Annotated in this window: 18 protein-coding genes and 2 pseudogenes; 12 read left to right on the forward strand and 8 right to left on the reverse strand. The window is 45.4% G+C overall.

The annotated features are described in order from the left end of the window. Window positions 1-79: 79 nt before the first annotated feature. The 5 genes from JYB87_RS12195 (at window position 80) to ltrA (ending at window position 8,274) form a co-directional block, all read left to right on the forward strand. Window positions 80-2,227 carry a tetratricopeptide repeat protein gene (locus JYB87_RS12195; RefSeq protein ID WP_207353768.1) on the forward strand — a complete coding sequence of 716 codons (2,148 nt, stop codon included), beginning with the start codon at window positions 80-82 and terminating at the stop codon, window positions 2,225-2,227. A 135-nt stretch (window positions 2,228-2,362) separates the two neighbouring features. Continuing rightward, entirely contained in the window at window positions 2,363-3,916 is a 1,554-nt protein-coding gene (locus tag JYB87_RS12200; RefSeq protein WP_207353769.1) for a GGDEF domain-containing protein, read from the forward strand. A 35-nt stretch (window positions 3,917-3,951) separates the two neighbouring features. Continuing rightward, window positions 3,952-5,307, forward strand: coding sequence for a nucleotide 5'-monophosphate nucleosidase PpnN (ppnN, locus tag JYB87_RS12205; RefSeq protein ID WP_207353770.1), 1,356 nt, complete (start codon window positions 3,952-3,954; stop codon window positions 5,305-5,307). Next, window positions 5,304-6,062 (forward strand): flap endonuclease Xni, encoded by a 759-nt coding sequence (gene xni / locus JYB87_RS12210; protein WP_207353771.1) that lies wholly within the window; start codon window positions 5,304-5,306, stop codon window positions 6,060-6,062. The genes ppnN and xni overlap by 4 nt, the downstream gene beginning before the upstream one ends. A gap of 862 nt (window positions 6,063-6,924) precedes the next feature. After that, a complete protein-coding gene (ltrA, locus tag JYB87_RS12220) occupies window positions 6,925-8,274 on the forward strand; it encodes a group II intron reverse transcriptase/maturase (RefSeq protein ID WP_207353715.1) in 1,350 nt (449 codons plus the stop codon). A gap of 146 nt (window positions 8,275-8,420) precedes the next feature. On the opposite strand, the pseudogene JYB87_RS12225 reads toward ltrA, so the two are convergent. After that, window positions 8,421-8,984, reverse strand: a pseudogene (locus tag JYB87_RS12225) (IS5 family transposase); the annotation flags it as partial. 57 nt (window positions 8,985-9,041) lie between these two features. Between JYB87_RS12225 and JYB87_RS12230 the strand changes: the two are divergent. Continuing rightward, a protein-coding gene (locus JYB87_RS12230) for an IS3 family transposase (RefSeq protein ID WP_207353773.1) occupies window positions 9,042-10,198 on the forward strand; the annotation gives its coding sequence in 2 pieces (ribosomal slippage) (window positions 9,042-9,279 and window positions 9,279-10,198; 1,158 coding nt in all). A gap of 10 nt (window positions 10,199-10,208) precedes the next feature. Here the strand turns inward: JYB87_RS12230 and JYB87_RS12235 are convergent. Further along, window positions 10,209-10,577 (reverse strand): annotated as a pseudogene (locus JYB87_RS12235) (transposase); the annotation flags it as partial. A gap of 17 nt (window positions 10,578-10,594) precedes the next feature. On the opposite strand from JYB87_RS12235, the gene JYB87_RS12240 reads away from it, so the two are divergent. Then, window positions 10,595-10,783, forward strand: coding sequence for a hypothetical protein (locus JYB87_RS12240; RefSeq protein WP_207356765.1), 189 nt, complete (start codon window positions 10,595-10,597; stop codon window positions 10,781-10,783). 77 nt (window positions 10,784-10,860) lie between these two features. Here the strand turns inward: JYB87_RS12240 and JYB87_RS12245 are convergent, their stop codons facing one another. Next, the gene (locus JYB87_RS12245) at window positions 10,861-11,592 is read right to left on the reverse strand and encodes a TlpA family protein disulfide reductase (protein WP_207353774.1); all 732 of its coding nucleotides are present in this window, start codon (window positions 11,590-11,592) and stop codon (window positions 10,861-10,863) included. Between the two features lie 684 nt (window positions 11,593-12,276). Between JYB87_RS12245 and JYB87_RS12250 the strand changes: the two genes are divergently transcribed. After that, a complete protein-coding gene (locus JYB87_RS12250) occupies window positions 12,277-12,654 on the forward strand; it encodes a DUF3192 domain-containing protein (RefSeq protein ID WP_207353775.1) in 378 nt (125 codons plus the stop codon). Between the two features lie 66 nt (window positions 12,655-12,720). Here JYB87_RS12250 and purU read toward each other — a convergent pair whose 3' ends face one another. The 3 genes from purU to JYB87_RS12265 form a co-directional block, all read right to left on the reverse strand. Further along, window positions 12,721-13,557, reverse strand: coding sequence for a formyltetrahydrofolate deformylase (purU, locus tag JYB87_RS12255; RefSeq protein WP_207353776.1), 837 nt, complete (start codon window positions 13,555-13,557; stop codon window positions 12,721-12,723). 87 nt (window positions 13,558-13,644) lie between these two features. Continuing rightward, the gene (locus tag JYB87_RS12260; RefSeq protein ID WP_207353777.1) at window positions 13,645-15,099 is read right to left on the reverse strand and encodes a PTS transporter subunit EIIC; all 1,455 of its coding nucleotides are present in this window, start codon (window positions 15,097-15,099) and stop codon (window positions 13,645-13,647) included. Next, complete coding sequence (locus JYB87_RS12265) at window positions 15,096-15,545, reverse strand: flavodoxin (RefSeq protein WP_207353778.1); 450 nt, start codon at window positions 15,543-15,545, stop codon at window positions 15,096-15,098. Before JYB87_RS12265 ends, JYB87_RS12260 begins: the two co-directional genes overlap by 4 nt. 117 nt (window positions 15,546-15,662) lie before the next feature. Here JYB87_RS12265 and JYB87_RS12270 point away from each other — a divergent pair, with 117 nt between their 5' ends. Next, window positions 15,663-15,848 carry a hypothetical protein gene (locus JYB87_RS12270; RefSeq protein WP_207353779.1) on the forward strand — a complete coding sequence of 62 codons (186 nt, stop codon included), beginning with the start codon at window positions 15,663-15,665 and terminating at the stop codon, window positions 15,846-15,848. Here the strand turns inward: JYB87_RS12270 and truC are convergent. Beyond that, the gene (gene truC, locus JYB87_RS12275; protein ID WP_207353780.1) at window positions 15,838-16,656 is read right to left on the reverse strand and encodes a tRNA pseudouridine(65) synthase TruC; all 819 of its coding nucleotides are present in this window, start codon (window positions 16,654-16,656) and stop codon (window positions 15,838-15,840) included. The two genes, JYB87_RS12270 and truC, sit on opposite strands and share 11 nt — an antisense overlap. Continuing rightward, a complete protein-coding gene (locus JYB87_RS12280) occupies window positions 16,634-16,951 on the reverse strand; it encodes a YqcC family protein (protein WP_207356691.1) in 318 nt (105 codons plus the stop codon). Before JYB87_RS12280 ends, truC begins: the two co-directional genes overlap by 23 nt. Window positions 16,952-17,050: 99 nt before the next feature. Between JYB87_RS12280 and JYB87_RS12285 the strand changes: the two genes are divergently transcribed. From JYB87_RS12285 to JYB87_RS12295, 3 genes are all read left to right on the forward strand, one after another. After that, the gene (locus JYB87_RS12285; protein WP_207353781.1) at window positions 17,051-18,067 is read left to right on the forward strand and encodes a DUF3549 family protein; all 1,017 of its coding nucleotides are present in this window, start codon (window positions 17,051-17,053) and stop codon (window positions 18,065-18,067) included. Next, complete coding sequence (locus JYB87_RS12290; RefSeq protein ID WP_207353782.1) at window positions 18,064-18,447, forward strand: DUF3301 domain-containing protein; 384 nt, start codon at window positions 18,064-18,066, stop codon at window positions 18,445-18,447. The genes JYB87_RS12285 and JYB87_RS12290 overlap by 4 nt, the downstream gene beginning before the upstream one ends. Window positions 18,448-20,093: 1,646 nt before the next feature. Then, entirely contained in the window at window positions 20,094-20,324 is a 231-nt protein-coding gene (locus tag JYB87_RS12295) for a DUF2789 domain-containing protein (RefSeq protein ID WP_207353783.1), read from the forward strand.

A 20,324-nucleotide genomic window follows, 5' to 3' on the forward strand; every position in this document is an offset into this window, starting at 1 on the left:
GTGTTGACTCACCCCGATAACATAATCCTTAACAATTAAATATTATCGAACCCTATCAACAACCAAAGAGTTCCTATTGATGCGTTGGTTTAGCTGCTGTTTTGTCGCCTTTGCTCTCTTTTTCAGTCATGCGTCTTCGGCCAATTCTGCGGACGCAATAGAAGTGACTTACCGCGAAACCCCCCAACAGCTGTATCAGCAGTTACATGATTCCGTTAAGCAAACCATTTTCAGCTCGGCAGACGAACTTCATCGTGCCGCACTCAATACCAATCAAACTGACGACGAGCTATTTGAAAACTTATATTTTCTCGCGCGTTTAGCGCTCGAAAGTCGTGTGCAATATGAAAGCAAACCAGAAGATGCAACTGCACTTCATGATGCCTTACTCAAGATTGCCAATAGTGATTATCAGCACGCGGCCGCATTAAACATTGCAGGCCGCTACGCAGGTAGAATTAACCAGCAATATCGCGACACCGTTAGCTTTAATGAACAAGCGATTAACTACATTCGCAACGCGAAAGATGTGCGAGCTTTACAGCTAAAAGTGGTGATTTACGATGAAATGGGCGTGGTTAACCTGATATTGAAACGCCAAGACGCGGCACTGAATAACTTTAAGCAGATGTTAGAAGCGGCCACTTTGCTGAGGAACGATTATCTGATCGCCGAAGCCGAAGCGCGTTTAGCCAAGTACTATCGCGAAGTCGATAAAATGTCACTGGCACTGCAACACTATACCGCCGCTTACAACGCAGCGAGTAAAGATAAAAAGCCATACCAAACTGCGATGTTAGAGATGAATTTAGCCAAGCTCTATCGTGATTTGAAGCAGTGGAACGAAGCCCTTAATCATATTCACAAAGCCATAGAGCTGTTTCGCCAACAAGGTGACCACAAGTTTTTGTCGGCCAGTATGACGGTGATTGCCATCATTTACGCTGAACAAGGCGAGTGGGACAAGGCGATTGATTACTATCTCAATGCTCAGCAATATGATGCTAAGTATCAAAGCCTTACTGCGCAAGCGCTCAATTTTCACAACCTTGGTGAAGCCTACTTTCATATCGATAACTACAACAAAGCATTAGAATATCTGCTGCAAGCGAACAAAATATTTCGAGAACGTAACAGCAACCATTATCTGGTTTACAACGAAATGATGTTGGCTCAAGTGGCGATTAAAGCGGGTCAATTCGATGTTGCCTTAAGCCACGCTCAAGATGCGCTTAATCTTGCAGAAAAGCTCAGCCTGACTGATGAGCGGATTGAAGCGCTTACCTACCTGGTTAGCAGCCAACAGCATCAAGGCCAGTATGAAGCGGCGTTAAATAATCAACAACTGATAACCCAACTCACCAAAGAGAAGCTTGAAACAGCGACAACGACTGCTGCACCAAAAGCGGAAACCGAAATTGCCGAACAGAACTTGCTGCTAAAAACCCAAAAGCAGCGAACCGAATTGCAAAAGCAACAGAACATGCTGCTAAACAGGAATATCGTTATCGGTTTTCTGCTGATGTTATTGATAGGGGTAGGCACTTATATTCTCTACAGTGCCCGTAGACGTCAGCATGAAAAAGCCTCACAGCAGCATGCAGAATCGTTACTCAAGCGAGATCCGATGTTTCAGTTACCGGGCTATCGCGCCTTTATTGAACAACTTCAGCAAGACATCACCGGCATAGCATTGTTGCGCTTTGCTGAACTCGCGAGCACGCCCTTAACACGCGGAATGTTTGCCGCCACGCTGATTCAAGACAATATCTATAACCGCATTAAGCTATTAAGCAATGCCAAGATATACAGCATAGCGCCGGGTGTTTTTGCCTTAGTATCGGCGCAACCCATCGATATCAAAGAACTCTATCAACGCCTTCATGGCGTCAATCTTGACGGCAATCCGTTACGGCTAGATCTTGTGGCAATTAATTTGCCGCTATTGGCAGATGATGAGGTGTCCTTGCCCGCGGAAGTGATTTTTGAAACCTTACAATGGATGCTGGCTGGCGCAGTCTCGACGCAAGCTGAGACAGGCTGTTATTTAACCATAAAGGTGCTAGAGTTTACGCCATCGACCGTATTTTCACAGCCACTCTATTTACAATTGGCACAAGCGGTTCGGCGCGGATTTATTCGAATTGAAAGTAACAAGGACAAAGACGAGATCACATGGCCTAAGTTCCAAGCGTTAGAGACGTCAGGATCTGCTAATATTCTTTGATCTCGCTTGAAACATCGAAAAGGATTCGTTTGCGGTAACGTTTTATTGCTATAACATCAAGTTTATAAGCGATGGTTTAATGGCATAAGACTCACACAACGATAATGCTGTAGATGCCAAAGGAATGACTCTAGAATGAAAGATGCAAACGCGAGTCTGTCGCAACTTGATGTAATGAGACAGCGCTTTGATGCTGCTCAAGTTGAATTGGCTGAACTAAAAGAGGAGCGCGTTACCAAACTGCGCGCCCTGTCTAACTTCATTGGACAGCTCAGCTTAGCCTGCAAGGGGCAGAATCTTGAGCTTGATAACAAGCTGGCCAAGTTACGCGCCAATCTTACTGATGTCGAACGTCTGGATGAAATTCTCCCCGAACTGGTTGATATTGAAAAAATTCTCAAGCGTCAATACAGCCATGTCATGTCCATGCTGGAACAAGGTCGCAGTGGCTTAGCAAAATTTAGCCGTCAGCTGCAACGTGTTGAAAACGTTCCTGATAAGCTCCGTAAAGAGATTAACTACTTTAAACAAGACGTCACCAAACCATTCCATAGCGTTTGGGATTACATTCCCAAAGTAGAACAATTAATGGGTTTCTACGAACAGACGTTAACGCTCTGTTTTGAGTCTCAAGCACCATTAAATTATCTGCCTAAATACCGCCAACTCGCCCATGAGTTAGCGCAAATTATTGCTGAAATCGACTTTACTAAGGCTCAACGTGACCAAGTACTGGTCATCAAAGAGCAACTGGCAAATGAAATTGATGTTGAAGCGCTGCTAGAATGTTATCAAACGATTTTGAGTATGCTGCTGGAGAACATCGCCAAAGAAAAAAGCGCCTCACAAGAGTTTTTATTCGCGCTCAATGAGGCATTGATGTCCGTTCGGGATTCCATCGATGAATCACTGAACCAAGCACAGCGTAGCCAACAACTGAAAAACCAGTTGAATACCGACATTAATCATCAAGTTAATAATGTTGAAAGTGGACTTGCCGACGTAGACGATGTCGAACTGTTGAAAACACAAGTTGTCGATCAACTGAATGTGTTGCGTGCCAGCCTCACTCGTAAAGAGGCATTAGAGCAACGCGAAATCACCCTGTTGAAAAAGTCTGTTGAACACCTGCGTAATGAGATATCAGAGCTTTCATCAGAAACCTCGTCCTACAAAGAAAAGCTATTTGAACAACAGAAACTCAACCTGTTAGATAGTCTGACACAATTGCCTAACCGTGCCGCGCTCGATGAACGGATGGAGCAAGAGTATCGTCATTATCAGCGAAACCGTAATCCGCTGTGGGTCGCCGTTGCGGATATTGACCACTTCAAATCAATTAACGATAACTTCGGCCATAGCACAGGTGATAAGACACTGCAGGTGATCGCCATGGCATTGAAAAACTCATTGAGAGACACGGAATTTGTGGCACGTTATGGTGGTGAAGAGTTCGTGATGCTGATACCAGATGTGTCACTCAATGATATTGGTCATTTATTAAACCGTGTGCGCGAAAAAATCAAAAATATTCCATTTAAATTTAAAAATCAGCGTATTACAGTTACATTATCGATAGGAGCGGCTAAGCTCATAGACGGCGAGCACATTTTAGAAACCTTTGAACGTGCCGACGCCGCTCTCTACAAAGCAAAGCATGAGAATCGGGACAGAGTTATTATCGATTGACGCACAGCGCCTGCCCCGCTTCTTAAGGAGTATGCATGATCGTCAAAATCAGTCCACGCGGCAGCATGGATCAGCTTTCCCAACTCGAGGTTGACAGCTTAAAACACGGCGCCAGCAGCGAGCTTTATCAACTCTACCGTAACTGTTCACTCGCAGTTTTGGCATCTGGGGTACAAACCGACGATGCCAAGTCACTGTTTGCACTCCATCAAGATTTTGAAATTAATGTACTACGCCGCGAACGAGGCATTAAGTTAGAACTGGTCAACCCACCACAAAGCGCCTTTGTCGATGAACAAATCATCGTGGGTATTCAAGAGCATTTGTTCGCAGTACTGCGCGATCTCATCTACGTGCGACACAAATTTAATAACCTCAAACATATCAATCCAGAAGACCCTACCCATATCACCAACATGGTGTTTGATATTTTGCGCAATGCCCGCGCAATCTCGCCAATGCAAGACCCTAATATTGTGGTGTGCTGGGGTGGCCACAGTATTAATCAAGTGGAGTATAAGTACACCAAAGAGGTTGGCTATCAACTCGGATTGAGAAAGTTAGATATTTGTACCGGTTGTGGCCCCGGCGCAATGAAAGGGCCGATGAAAGGCGCCGCCATCGGTCACGCAAAACAACGAATTCATCAGCCACGCTACATTGGGATGACCGAGCCTAGCATTATTGCCGCTGAGCCACCGAACGAGATCGTAAACGAACTGGTCATTATGCCCGATATTGAAAAGCGCCTTGAAGCGTTTGTGCGCATGGGACATGGCATCATTATTTTCCCAGGCGGTCCAGGTACCGCGGAAGAGCTGCTGTATATTTTGGGCATATTGCTCAACGAGAAGAATGCAGATATTCCATTCCCACTGCTCCTGACGGGTCCCACTGAAAGTGCTGCTTATTTCGAAGAGCTTGATGCCTTTGTAGGCGCCACCCTTGGCAAAGCAGCACAAAGTAAATACCAGATCATCATAGATGACCCCGCTGAAGCCGCAAGACAGATGCGCTTAGCGATGGAGCAAGTGAAGCAGCACCGCAAACAAACTGGGGACTCCTATCAGTATCAATGGAGCCTGACTATTGAGCCGGATTTCCAACTGCCGTTTGAACCTACCCACGCAGCGATGGAATCGCTAGACCTACACTTTAACCAAGACAAAGCTAAGTTAGCGGCAAATCTGCGCAAAGCATTTTCTGGGATTGTGGCGGGTAACGTGAAGGCCGATACCATGCAACGGGTTGAAGATTTAGGGCCATTCAAACTGCGTGGCGACGCCGCGATTATGACATTGATGGACAAACTACTTACAGCGTTTGTACAACAGCAAAGGATGAAGCTACCGGGGAGTCATTACACTCCGTGCTATGAAATCAGTAAATGAATCGATTACTCATCATTGATGGTATGAATCTGGTGCGCCGTATTTTAGCGGCGCAACCCGATCAAAATGACATGCAAGCTTTGACAGTTCGTGCTATCGCCGCTTGCCGTAAATTATGTCAGCACCACCAGCCGAGCCATGTGGTCGTGGTTTGGGATGGCACCCAAGTGTCGTGGCGTAAACAGCTTTATCCTGATTATAAAAAAGGCCGTAAACCTATGCCTGAGTCTCTGGCGCAGGGGCTACCATCAATCATCACTGAACTTAAATCTAAGGGATTCAATTCGTTACAAGCAGATTCAGAAGCTGACGATGTCATTGCCACCCTCGCCTTTAAACTCAACCAATCTGGTGGTGAGGTGATTATTGTTTCCACCGATAAAGGTTTTGCTCAGCTTAATCTCCGAGCCGTGAAGCAATGGGATTATTTTGCACACCAGTGGTTGGATCTTGATGCGCTTGAACAAAAGCTGGGGGTGAGTCGGCAACAATTATTGGACTTTATTGCGTTAAGCGGTGACAGCGGCAATAAAATCCCAGGGATCAGCGGTATCGGTCCTAAATCTGCGGCGGAGTTGTTACGCAGTTATCGCTCGCTAGCCAATATCTACAATGCGCTTGATAAGCTCGGCAGTAAACAAGCGCAAAAACTGGCAGATGGACGAGAAATGGCAAGACTTAGTTATAAGTTAGCCAAACTCAAAACCGATATGACGCTCGACGTGCGCTTAAGCGACTATCGCCTTCAGCAATAGCTGTAAGAGAGAAATAAAGTTTCATACCAAACAGTCAAGCAACCCTGCTCGAACAGTTTAAGATTAAACATGATCAAAAATAAAGATTCATACTGATTGCATCCATCAAGTCCGAATCAAGCTACAGCTGAGTATTAAAGTATCATACTCGTTGTAACTCATTTCTGGACATAAACGTGATAGAACGTTTGCTCTAATTAGTCTATTTCAGATTAAAATTTCTATGGCTTAACGCCCTGCTAAGAGGTGAGCAACGCAATACCGAAGCCGCTGCAAACCACCTTAATCACTAAAATCAACGCATAGTAAAAATGCCACGCGTTGCGAATCCCTCTTAAGCCGTTTGTGTACGCCCAGCATGGGCATGAACTAATGAGGTGAAAGTCCTCTGTAGGAAGGTCACCGTTCGATAACATGCTGTTATTAAACGTTAACTACTAGCGAATGGCAAGGGCTTACCCGTGAGGGGCGGTCTGAAGGAAGCCGCTAGCAAATTTGCGAGCTGATGAACAAGAACATCATATGAGGCGTAGGCTGAAGGTGAGTTGGCACAAGACGACGAAACCACGTGATCTAACGGCCACCGTAAATGATGCAGCAGTGCAAAGAAAGTTCATGTCCTTATCTGGGGAGATCTGCTTAGCATGCGATCGGTCATTAACCAGTAAGGCTCTGGTCTACAAGTGTCTTGGCTTTTCAATTTCATCGACTGGAAAGAGCGAATTAGATGAAAACCGATAGCGCATGACGGGGCAACTCGGCATGTGATTAAGCAGAAGTCAGCAGACGGCATAGTAGCCCAACGCCTATCGTAATGGATGGGATATGGTGAAGGCCTGAACATTTAGAAGAAGGAGGAGTCTTGCCAAACTTGTCGATACCCACTACGTCGACAGACGATTACTATCAACAGCGTATTAGCCAGCAACCAGCCTTCAGCAGCAATCTATTTCAGCAACTACTCGAACCTGAGAATCTACACCGAGCTTGGCGACAAGTGAAAGCCAATAATGGCGCGGCGGGCATTGATGGCATGACCATCGAATCCTTCCCGCGCTGGATGCAACAAGGCGGCTGGCAACAGTGTAAATCTCAGCTTGAGCGAGGAGAATATCAACCCTCAGCGGTCAGGCGTGTAGAGATCGATAAATCCGATGGCGGTAAACGCAAATTGGGGATCCCTACCGTGATTGATCGTGTGATACAACAAGCAATCGCTCAAATACTCACGCCGTTGTTTGACCCTCACTTTTCAGTGAATAGCTTCGGCTTTAGGCCGAACAGAAACGCCCAACAGGCGGTACTACAAGTCAGGGATATCATCAAACAGAAACGCAAATTTGCCGTTGATGTTGATCTGTCCAAGTTCTTTGACCGCGTCAACCACGATCTGTTGATGACTCAGTTAAGGAGTAAGGTGCAGGATAAGCGTCTGCTGGCGCTTATTGGCAAATACCTACGAGCGGGCGTCATGGTCAACGACCAATTTGAAGCAAGCTTCGAAGGTGTACCTCAGGGCGGCCCACTCTCACCATTACTATCAAATATCATGCTGGATAGTTTGGATAAAGAACTGGAAAGTCGAGGACATCACTTCGCCCGCTACGCTGATGACTTTATCATCTTGGTGAAGTCTCAACGGGCGGGAGAACGTGTTCTCAAGAGTATTACTCATTATCTTGGTACGAAGCTAAAACTGATCGTTAACGAGCATAAAAGCCAAGTGGTTAAGGTAGGCCAAAGCAAATTCCTTGGTTTCACCTTTAACCGAGGAAAGATCCAATGGCATGCCAACACGTTGCATGTTTTCAAACAAAAGATACGACGACTGACGAACCGCAATTGGGGAGTCAGTATGAGCTATCAACTGTTTAAACTGCGGCAATATATGCAAGGTTGGATCAATTACTTTGGCATAGCCAACGCTTATCAAGGGTGCGTCGATTTAGACCACTGGATCCGTCGCCGAGTGCGTATGTGCTTCTGGCGTCAGTGGCGAAAACCACGGACTAAGGTGCAAAACCTACTGAAACGAGGTGTCAGGATCCAAGCAGCCGTTGCTTGTGGGCTCACAAGTAAAGGCCCTTGGCGTAGCTCGAAAACGCCAGGCATACAGCAAGCGCTGAGTAACGAATATCTGACGAACGCAGGATTGTATTCACTAAGAGATGGATGGATTTCTGTTCATTATCCTAGCCAAATAACAGGTTAGGTGTTCTAGATGAACCGCCCTGTGCGGAGCCGCATGCAGGGTGGTGTGGGGGCTGGAGGCTAGATACCTCCGGCTACCCGATTAGCTACCGCGGCTTTGTTTCCTAAATCGGTTTAGCGAACCTAGTTGTTATAGTTGTTTAAATATCAAACGATATACTGAGTTTCAGGCATACCTAGTCCAATAAGCTTGTTTAAAGCCCTTATCATGGCGTAAGTCTCTCCCACCTGAGCGTTATAATTTCGCATACTCAGCGTCCCTCCCAGTAATTGCTTTATCCTATACATAGCTGTTTCTGAGATTGACCGCCGATGGTAACCATAACGTTTCTTCCACTTTTTATTGGAACCATAAAATTGCTGCCAACTTACCGCTAAATTACGTGGATGCCCACGTTCCCATAAGGCGGCACCTTCCCGTGGTGGGATCAGCGTAAACGCTCGCTTTTTACGAATTGCCATATGGCACTCTCGTGTGTCATAAGCTCCATCGCCTGAGATGCTACGGATTTTCCGGTGGGTTTGTTTGAGCAGATTAGGCAACACTTCTGCATCAGTCACATTTGATAAGCTGAGTTCTGCACCAATGATCTCATGAGTATGAGTATCGACGGCGATATGCAGTTTACGCCACACGCGTCGCTTACCATCTGTGCCATGCTTCTTCACTTTCCACTCACCTTCGCCATAGACTTTCAAACCAGTTGAATCGCCACTGATTTCCTAGACACCTTTTAGTTAGATAAACTAGCTAAAAAAGAGGTGTCCATGAGCCATAAACGTTACCCCGAACAATTCAAAATCGAAGCAGTAAAGCAAGTTACTGTTGCCGGTCATTCTGTTGCTGATGTTGCTCAGCGTTTAGGTACTACCACTCACAGTCTTTATGCCTGGATTAAGCGCTATGGTCCTGATTCCAAGGAACACCTTCAGCAATCTGCTGAGTCCGCCGAAATTCGACGACTACAAAAAGAGCTTAAGCGCGTTACTGAAGAACGTGACCTGTTAAAAAAAGCCGCGGCGTACTTCGCAAGCCACCCCGAGTAAGATACGCCTTTATCCAAGAGCATCATCACAGCCACTCTGTACGACAACTGTGTCAGCTATTTGATGTTCATCCGAGCGGGTATTACGCGTGGAGGAGCTGCGCAAAGTCGAAGCGACAACGTGACAATGAACGACTTACAGGTCAACTCAAACAGTGTTGGCTTGAGTCTGGTGGCGTCTATGGATACCGCAAACTTCATCGAGATCTGCGTGATCTTGGTGAGCAATGCGGTATTAATCGCGTACATCGCCTGATGCAGCGAGCGGGATTGCGAGCACAAGTTGGTTATCGCAAGCCTAGAGCTCGTAGTGGTGAGCAGCATGTTGTAACACCAAATCGTTTAGAACGGCAATTTAACCCCTTAGCGCCGAACAAAGCGTGGGTGACGGATATTACCTATATCAAAACACATGAAGGTTGGCTCTATCTTGGCGCAGTGATGGACTTGTTCTCACGTCGCATTATTGGTTGGTCAATGGGCAGTCGTATCACCAAAGAGCTTGCGCTAGATGCGTTATTAATGGCGGTATGGCGTCGTAAACCTGATGGCAAAGTGCTGGTTCATTCAGATCAGGGAAGCCAATACACCAGCCATGATTGGAATGAATTTTTAAGTGCTCATGGCTTGGAAGGTAGCATGAGCCGTCGAGGCAATTGCCATGATAACGCCGTAGCCGAGAGCTTCTTTCAACTGCTGAAACGTGAACGAATTAAGCTAAAAATCTATGCGACAAGGGACGACGCAAAGATGGATGTGTTTAATTATATTGAGATGTTTTACAACCCAAAACGACAGCATAGTTCCAATGATGGGCTATCACCGCTAGAATATGAACGTCAGTATTTTAATGAGGCTAAAAGTCGTCTAGTGAAGTAGTGGCGATTCAAGTAGAGTCGATAGCCAAGTGCTCAATAGTGCCTCTAGTCTTGGTTTTAAAAGCAATATTGACAGTCTTTGCTCGTTTGCTGATGCTGGTGTAATGTGGACAGGATAAAGGAATATCAGCGAGTTTAAACACCGAATTGATAAAGCCTTGCAGCGCTCGTAGTGGCATGGAGAAAACACGTTTAACCATCAGTGCGGTGGTAATTGCCAGGTCACTGAACAAACGAGGGCGGCCTTTCTTATTCCGTACAACTTCGGATTTCCAATGGGTAATAGCATCCTCATCAATCCAAAAGGTAAGCGAACCTCGATTAATCAAGGCTTGGTTATAGTGGCTCCAATTGGTCGTCTTGTAGCGAGGTTTTGGCACGGTGATAGAGGAAGTTAGTGGTCTGTGCCGATCAGATCTGCGGTTACGGTATTAGTTCAACCGATTTAGGAAACAAAGCCTACCTCTATTGGAAAAAGGATGAAGAGCAGGCCAAGAGCACCGCTACAGATGCTAAAGCGCTGCTGCTCTATTTCAGATTTCTCCATCAAAACAATCTCAATTATTGGCAGTTACTACAAGATTAATATAAACCCTCCACCCTATCCGGGAAGCCGACATGAAATTGTAGAGCTGTAGCAGAATTAGGATCTGCTATTTAGGGTCAGTAGTTACCATTTTCACGAGAAAGCAATTCCTCAATTTTTGACAGAGCATTGTTATCTTCGACTGAATATGCGGTATTGACACTTAACAACGTGCCGGAAGGAGAAAGTAACAAAATCGTTGGATATGCCTTGACTGAAATTTGGTCAAGCCAAGGTTTTGCCTCGGCAATAATTTCTGCTTTGACACTGAATTTAGCCGCAAAGCTACGACTTTCTTGGATTGAATCAAAAGTCACATATAGAACATTCACAGTAGGATGCTTATCTATGAAATCGTTAATTTGAGGAACTTCATGTATGCAAGCGACACACTCTGCAAAAAAGGCACTGATTAAAGTGTATTTATCAGCATTTAGATTCTGATTCACAGATCTACCCATTAAGTTTTTGCCAACTATACTTGGTACAACATCCCCAATATTCACACCAAGGAGTTTATTTTTATCTTCATAGTTCACTTTAATTATTGCAGTATGTTTTTCCGTGTCCTTAATTTGTACCAATTTTACATCTTTTTGTTGTTTCGCCGCTTCGGCATAATACTTCTGCATATTTGCCAAGAAATCTTCGCTTGAGACAATTATACCTTGTGGGTTTTCAAACTGTACATCATATCCTTGCAACCCGAAGGAATTGATCAAATTTTCCTTTGTTAACTCACCTGAACTAACGTTATTAGTTATCAATAAGATAAATGAATACAAAAGTACTTTTGCTAAGGTTTTCATCTTGCTCATCACATCCGAGTAATCCAATGACAATAAAGACACTATCTTTCAACGAGACACTATACTTCAAGTATCAAAATGTAACGATAGCGTTCGCATTTGTAATTAATGAAATTTAGTCAATTAACACAGGGGAACAAACCGCCCGCCATAGTGCTATGGCACGAAATAAGCATTTTAAACAAAGGTATGTCATCGCCAGTTTACTTAAAATGGTGATCCGCCCTAACGATAACTTCTAGTCAGCTTCAGGCTAGTATCAGGAATGCCGTCGAGGGCAGAACCTTATTTCACACCCGGCTTGTCACCAGAATATGTTCAAATTCCACTTATTACTCTTATTTATCAATCGTTCCGGTGAATCGCCACCATTACACTAGTCACTCTGTAGCATTACTAAAATTTGGTCAACATACTCGATTCAGCTCGTTTGGCCGAGTTTGGTTGCAACTCGCAATGGGGCATTTTCGATTTAGCAATGGCAACGTACCGACTGCAATCGCTGCCATTTTAGTATGGTACTCTAATACTCAGTATGAATCTTTATTACTTGGTATGAGACTTCATTACTCTCACACAATAGCATGGCTGCAACCACGGCAAATTATCTTACAATTCAGACTTGAAACTCTGTAGTAAATCATCAGATGATAGCGATTATCACTTTTTGCTTTCATTAAGCTCATGAAAAACAAAATCCCCGTAATTATCGGCGCTATCTTTTTGTCTTATTTAGCGTTTGTCGCGGTTATTATGCTGGTATATGAACCATCTCCAGATGATATGAGCTGGGAAGATCGGCAAGCCTATAACCGAGGAAAAATTAGTGAATTGCACCTTGGCGATCCGCTCGCACAAGTACAGTTGGCGATGGGACATGCCGACTTTTCTGAGGCAAAATTGTTTGACGGCAAGAAAATGCTGGTGCTGTTCTATCAAACCCAACGAACCGTATCCGATGGATTGATTACCCGAGATGAATGCACCCCGCTATTGTTTGTCGATGAGCAATTAGTGGCTTGGGGAGATGATACCTATCAGCAGTATTTACTGCCGAAGTAAGGGGCCTGTATAACGAAAAAACCGCCAATTGGCGGTTTTTTAACAAATAAGATAACGTTAGATCGCTTACTTAAACACCAGCGTCTTATTGCCGTTGACGACCACTTGGTTATTCACAACCAAGGCCAGCGCTTTTGAAAGCACACTCTTTTCGACGTCACGCCCCGCTTTTGCCATATCTTCGGCACTATAGCTATGATCCACCGGGATTACGTCTTGCTTGATAATTGGGCCTTCATCGAGATTGTCATTCACAAAGTGCGCAGTCGCACCAATAATCTTTACCCCGCGTTCCCACGCCTGACGATAAGGATTAGCGCCGATAAACGCCGGTAAGAATGAATGGTGAATATTGATAATTCGGTTCGGGAAACGACTCACAAACCCCGAAGTCAACACCCGCATAAATTTAGCTAACACCACATAATCCGGTGCGTATGGCTCGACCACCTTGAGGATGGCTTGCTCATGTTCTTCGCGGCTATAACCTTCATGGGACACATAGTGAAATGGCACATCAAACTTTTGTGCTAACGGCCCTAACGTTTCGTAGTTACCAACAACCGCGGCAATCTCGACATCTAAAGCACCATAATAGGCCTTCATGAGCAAGTCACCGAGGCAATGAGCCTCTTTTGTCACCAGAATAACTACGCGCTTACGCCCCGCATCGACCAAACGGGTGCGATTTTGCTTGGGTAATACCGCAGATAAGTCTGTCAGGAAACGTACCGAATCCAATTCACCGTCAAATTCAGTACGCATGAAGAAACGTTGCTGTTGGTTATCAACAAATTCGCTGTTTTTAATGATATTAAGCTGATGCTCGAAACAAACACCGGTGATTTTGGAAATCAAACCGGGCTCATCCGCACAATCTGTCAGCAAAACTTTATGTGCCATTTTAGCCCCCATACATCTTTAAGGCTGAAGAATATGCCACATAAAAAGCCAATTGGCTGCACAAACATCAAGATTTAGTTCAAATTATTAAACAGAACTTGCATCTATATGGGATTGCATTTGCTGCCGCACATCTTCAGCTTGAGTTCCTAACACCACTTGCACGCCATGTCCAAGCACTATCACGCCTTTAGCGCCCAGAGCAAGCAACTTACTCTTGTCGACATTTTCTGGAGAACGCACACTTAGACGGATACGGGTCATGCATGCTTTCATCTGCTCAATGTTACCTATTCCACCCAAGGCACTGATCAGTAATGCTGGACGTTCAGAGGTGCTACCAACCGGCAAATCAAAGCTTTCTATTCGACCTGGCGTTTTTAAATTAAATACCCGAATTGAGGTGGTAAATAGCGCGTAATAGATCAGCGCGGTCATAGGTCCTAACAACAAAAGCCAACTGCTGTTGCTTGATTTATTCCAGAGCAACAATAAATCGACAAACCCTTGAGAAAATGTCACGCCGTAGTGAATATCCAGCATTACACAAATCATGTACGCCAACCCGCATAGCAAGGCATGGACGAAATACAGCACTGGTGCGACAAATAAAAACGCAAACTCAATAGGCTCAGTAACCCCAGTAAGCCAACTGGTGGCTGCCGCAGAGAGCATGACCCCTGCAATACGGTTACGTTCAGATGGATTAGCGCTGTGCAGCATTGCAATCGCGGCCGCGGGTAACCCCCACATTTTGATCAAGTATCCACCCGCAAGATTTCCAGCCAGTGGATCTCCGGCTAAATAACGGGCTACTTCACCACGAACCACTTCACCCTGATGCACATATTGGCCAAACTCTAAGAAAAATGGCGTGTTCCAAATATGGTGTAATCCGATAGGGATCAGTAACCGCTCGACTGTAGCATATAGCGCAAATGCCCAAGCTGGCCGTTGATACACTGCCCAATTAGCGATGTGATCAATCTTGTCGGCTAAAGTTGGCCAGATCAACGAAAATCCCCACGCAACCAACATTGCCATTGGCAAAACGAGCATGGGAGCACTGCGACGACCCTCAAAAAACGAAAACATGGATGGCAAACGAACATACTGGCTCCAATGCATCGCCAGACAACTCATTAACCCCATGACCATGCCACCAGCAATGCCGGTATCCAACATTTGATTATTCAAGATCACCGTTGAGCTGGGATCGATATTTTGTCCAGTAAGCACGGTCATTGATGACGTGAATACGCCATAACCAAACACAGAGGTAAGTGCCGCCGTCCCCGGCTCTTTGCAAAAACCGGTCGCTATCGCCACCGCAAACAGCATCGGCATGATTAAAAAAGCAAAATTACCAATATTACGTAGTAATTCAGCCAACTGCTCGGGAAGATAAGGGTGTAATGAACTTGCAAGGCCAAGCATTACGCCGGCAGCTGGCAAGATTGCGATGGGCGCCAATAAGGTTTGACTAAGGTTCTGGGCAAACTTAAACCATTGAGTTGACCACCAGGTCAGTGATTTTCTCATTTTAATAACTTAAGCCATTTTTTAAGCCAGCCAAGCGCCTCATTTTCCGGTTCCATGGTTTCGCAAGCGTCAATTTCAAATACGTCGCCTAATCGCTTCGCGCAGAGTTCGCTAAAAAGTTCGTCTAATTGATGCCCACCACCACAGAAGGTGTCATAGCTTGAATCACCGAGGGCGACAACCGCATAGGTCAGTTCAGGCAAATAAGGTGCTCTGTCCTTCATTTGCAAAAACCAAGGCAGAATATTGTCGGGCAGATCGCCGTCGCCTGTCGTTGAACAGACCATCAATAACAGTTCGTCTTCATTGGGAACATAATCAGACAATGATTCGGGTTGATGCAATTCAACAGCAATGCCGCGATTTTCAAGCTCCCGATAGAGGGTGTCAGCTACCGATTCAGCACTACCATAAACTGATCCGAACACTAGGCTGATCTTTTTCATGCTATACTCCGCGCCTGAAAATTGAAGATACTGATCTTCAACATACTTTATCCCCTGTATAGCCTGCAACTAGACCAAAGCAGTCGATAAAGTCCATGCTAGACAAGGACGCAAAAAATGCGACAAAGCAGTCGACAAAAATTGCTTAAGCAACATCAACGCATTACCCATGTTCGCCGTGTTTGTTATTTCCACGCAAACCGACAAGATCCCCATCAATATCACTATCCGCTGGCGTCATATCAGCCGTTGATGGAGCTCATGCAACGACTGTCAGACGAACACGCGCTCGTTAGCAAATAAGCTGTGACGGCGCGTTATCTAACTGCGCGTCTGACCAACCCAATTCGCTAAATACCTGCAGCCACTCGGCTTCAAGCTCAGTGGTAATAGAGAGTGGCGTGCCCAAAACAGGATGGGTGAGTTCAAGTTTTTGCGCCAGCAACCACAAGCGATTGATCCCAAAATGCTCACGAAAGAAACGATTCTGTTTACCATCACCATGGGTGGTATCACCAATGATGGGGTGACGCAGGTGCGCCATATGGCGACGCAATTGATGCTTGCGCCCCGTTAACGGCTTTAATCGAATTAGACAAAAACGACTCGTAGGGTAACGCCCTGATGGATATGGGATTTCACTGTTGAGTAATGGCGCATACTGAGTCACTGCATCCTGCGCGTCTTTATCCTGCCTAGCGTGCTTATCAGCAATATCATCGAGCTCTTCGCGCAGCGGATAATCGAGTTCACCGGCTTCCTGCATATTGCCGCGCACCAAAGCGAGATAATGTTTTTGAATACCGCGTCCCGCAAATTGCTCACAAAGCATCTTCGCTACCTGACTGCTTTTAGCAAACAGCAACACGCCAGAGGTTGGGCGGTCTAATCTATGTACCGGGAAAACATGGCAACCGACTAAATCGCGAGTGAGTTGCATCGCGAAAAAGCGCTCATTACGAGCTAAATAGGTTTTATGCACCAGCAATCCCGCGGGCTTGTGGATCGCAACCAAGTGCTCATCTTCAAACAGAATTCGTAGCTCAGGCGCAACCTCTTCAGCAAGTTCTTCAGTTAATTCAAGCTGTTCATTGTTGACTGAGCAAGGCATCAATCTTCTCCAAAGTGTTGATAACGGGGTATCGTGCGGGGAACTCAGCCCATAACTGCTGCGCCATCGGCGCTATTGCGATTTTTTGAGGTAGTGGCAACTGTTGAGCGAGCAACTGCTGCATTTTGGGCAAAAAGATAAACTGCAACCAATTTTCAAAGCTCATCGTGTCACATGCAAACGGTGCGGTGCTGGCCAGCGCATCAACTGACGGTTGTAGCTCGCTCCACAACTGACTAGTTCGCAATTGCTGTTCGAGCGTTTCTAATAAGATTTGGGTTTGTTGGTACACCATTAATTTCAATTTAGTCGGCGTTTTAAAGCGCCGTATCATACCATCTGCGCCAAGATATCCCTATAATTGCGCCCTTCTGAACGACTAAGGGAACCTGCGATGACGACAATCAATACCTTGGGGGAGCTTCTCAAAGCGGCAAATAGTGATTATCTGGTATTTGATTTAGGCCGACGCGTACAGCCGATTGCCACCGCTATTTTTGAAGATTTTGAAAAACTTCAACTTGCTTACCCTTATCCCATTCAAGGGCATGCGCAGTTTGCGCTCGTCTTCGGCGAAAACACGCAACAACCCTTTATTTGGTTTTTGAAGTTTCCGTTAGATGAGCGAGGATTGCTCAACCCAGCAGCTCGCAGCCAGTTTATGCAGATGCTATCCGACGCCATGGGCAACGATATCACTCGCCCGTTGACGGAAGAGGAGCAACAGCGAATGGCCGATCATCCATTCAATGTGCGTCCATCTCAAGAAAAGTTAGCGATTTTTAACGCCCAGCTACGCAAGCAACTTAAACAACCAGCATCAGCGCAATATGAATTTGCTTGCCAATATTTGAGCAGAAAAACTGAAGCGCATTTGTGGCAAAGCGTTGGTTTACAGGGACTAGCAGATATTTGCGCCCGCGCGGATGATTTTGAACATGCACAACTGTTAAGCAATGCTCTCAGTTCACCTATTACTGAATTGCAGACCGCCGTCTGTCAGCTAATCGAACATGTGAACTTACCTACTTCATCCCAACAAACCATACAGCATGTGTTTGTTAATGCGTCAGCAGAGCAACGTAGTTATCTCCTAAGAGCGCTAGCATCCAATAGCGCTGCTTGTGAAACATTATTGCGACAACTCGCTACAGATGAAGAAAAGTTGGACCAAAACCAGCTCATTGCAATAGCAGCAAGATGTTGGACATGTCTAAAGCAGGACGACGTCCGCAAATTTTATCTTGAGTCATTAGCACATCAGCCACAGAGCTTTTTTAATCAAATATTTGCTGATATTGTGGCGATTCCAGAAATTCGCCACCCATTATTGAGTGAACTGCGAAATCCAGAACGCAGCGTTCAACTGTCTCAAGCGATTGGTGGGTTATTTAAGGCCACGACACAATGATGACTGACTTTTTGATGATAGCCGCCCTCGTCTTGATTGCTGCGTTTTTTTGGCAGTTGCGGCAAATGGCGGAAATCGCTAGACGTTATATGGAAAAAGAAGCCTCTCGACAACGCGTGCAATTGGTTGCGATCGCCATGGATGCAGCCCGACCATCTGTTGGCGGAGCAACAGGCCTTGGCTGGCGTGCCAGTTTCATGTTTGAGTTCAGTACCGACGGGATAAATCAGTTTAAAGGCAAACTGAAAATGCGCGGGAATCATATCGAAAAAATTGAATGGCCTATTTTCCCAGAGCCAGAATGGCAGCAAGCGCCATCGGCTAAGGGGAGCTTTGGCGGAGGCTGTGGCAGTAGTTGTGGCTCAAAAGGCTGCCATTAACGCCGTAGTCATTGAAATGACAGCGCGTTAGCATGACTAATTAACAAAATGATACCTGATAGCACAAAGAGAAAGGGCGCGACTAATGGTCGCGCCCTTCTGTTTTTGCGTTAAGCCATCCAGCTATAACTGTGCTTCCCTGCACCATCCGTGCGAATGTGTTGCTTCCTGCTCCCTTTCATTCCCTGAGCTTCCCTGTACTAAGTACATTTCCCTCATCACTGGCTATCCCTTTACCAGTCTTGCCTCATCCCGAAGCGTGTCCAACATCTTCTTCCGTGAAATCCTTGAATCCCTTTGCTCGTCCTGACGTCCCAATCCTAGGGAACATTCCTCACAATACTGTCTTCCTGGCAGCATTTTATCCTTGTATCATCCTTGGATTGTATCCGTACCAGCTCATCATCCTGATGAATCGTCTTCCTGACGAGTCCCTGTATCCAATCTCTCTATGGGTTTAATATTACTCTAAAGGGGTAATCCTTGTAGGATGGCTCACAAAAATAATTTAATCGTGATCCTAAGGCTTACTTGAAACTACGCTCATAATTTTCTTATTTTCAATTAGTTAACTTTTGATAATAAGACCAAGCCGTACAGTTAAAGGAGGAATATCTCACATCCTTGTAAGATATATCTCACAAGGATGTAGGTAAAACCGGAAAGCTATATAGTTTGCACCATAACGACAACTGAATTGTTTATTTGTTGAACAACGGAGCGAATGAGCTTCAATTGCGCCAACGAACAGCAACGCAAACTCTAAAGTCTTCGGAACCATCTCTGAGAAATTATTCGGTAACGGCGCTGCTGCCGCGCTAACAATATCCAATATCGCTATTCAGCTAACGTTATTGAGTGAGTGGGTACTCAAAAAGATAATAGCATTGGATCAAACACATCGAATTTTACCGTTCAATTTAAAAAGAGAAAGGGCGCGACTAATGGTCGCGCCCTTCTGTTTTTGCGTTAAGCCATCCAGCTATAACTGTGCTTCCCTGCACCATCCATGCGAATGTGTTGCTTCCTGCTCCCTTTCATTCCCTGAGTTTCCCTGTACTAAGTACATTTCCCTCATCACTGGCTATCCCTTTACCAGTCTTGCCTCATCCCGAAGCGTGTCCAACATCTTCTTCCGTGAAATCCTTGAATCCCTTTGCTCGTCCTGACGTCCCAATCCTAGGGAACATTCCTCACAATACTGTCTTCCTGGCAGCATTTTATCCTTGTATCATCCTTGGATTGTATCCGTACCAGCTCATCATCCTGATGAATCGTCTTCCTGACGAGTCCCTGCGTCCAATCTCTCTATGGATTTAATATTACTCTAAAGAGGTAATCCTTGTAGGATGGCTCACAAAAATAATTTAATCGTGATCCTAAGGCTTACTTGAAACTACGCTCATAATGTTCTTATTTTCAATTAGTTAACTTTTGATAATAAGACCAAGCCGTACAGTTAAAGGGGGAATGTCTCACATCGGTGTAAGATATATCTCACAAAGATGTAGGTAAAACCGGAAAGCTATATATAGTTTGCACCATAACGATGAGCGCTAATGACTATTTATTGTGCTGTTAATCTCTGCGTCAGCGAATTGCGCTAAAGTTAGTAGAGCAATACGGTGCCACTAAAGGAGGAACCAATGGACACAGTAAATCCGGATTTCACGTCACTATTTGCGCAGCTTGGACTGGAAAACGACGCTGCAGCAATTGAGCAGTTCATCAATACACATTCACTGCCTGCGCATCAGAGAATTGCAGAAGCCCCCTTCTGGAATGCCGCACAACGCACCTTTATTGAAGAAGCCATAACCCAAGATGCCCAATGGGCCGAGACAATTGGGCATCTTGATACCGCATTGCATCAATAA

Source organism: Shewanella avicenniae (assembly GCF_017354945.1).
Taxonomy (GTDB): Bacteria; Pseudomonadota; Gammaproteobacteria; order Enterobacterales; family Shewanellaceae; genus Shewanella; species Shewanella avicenniae.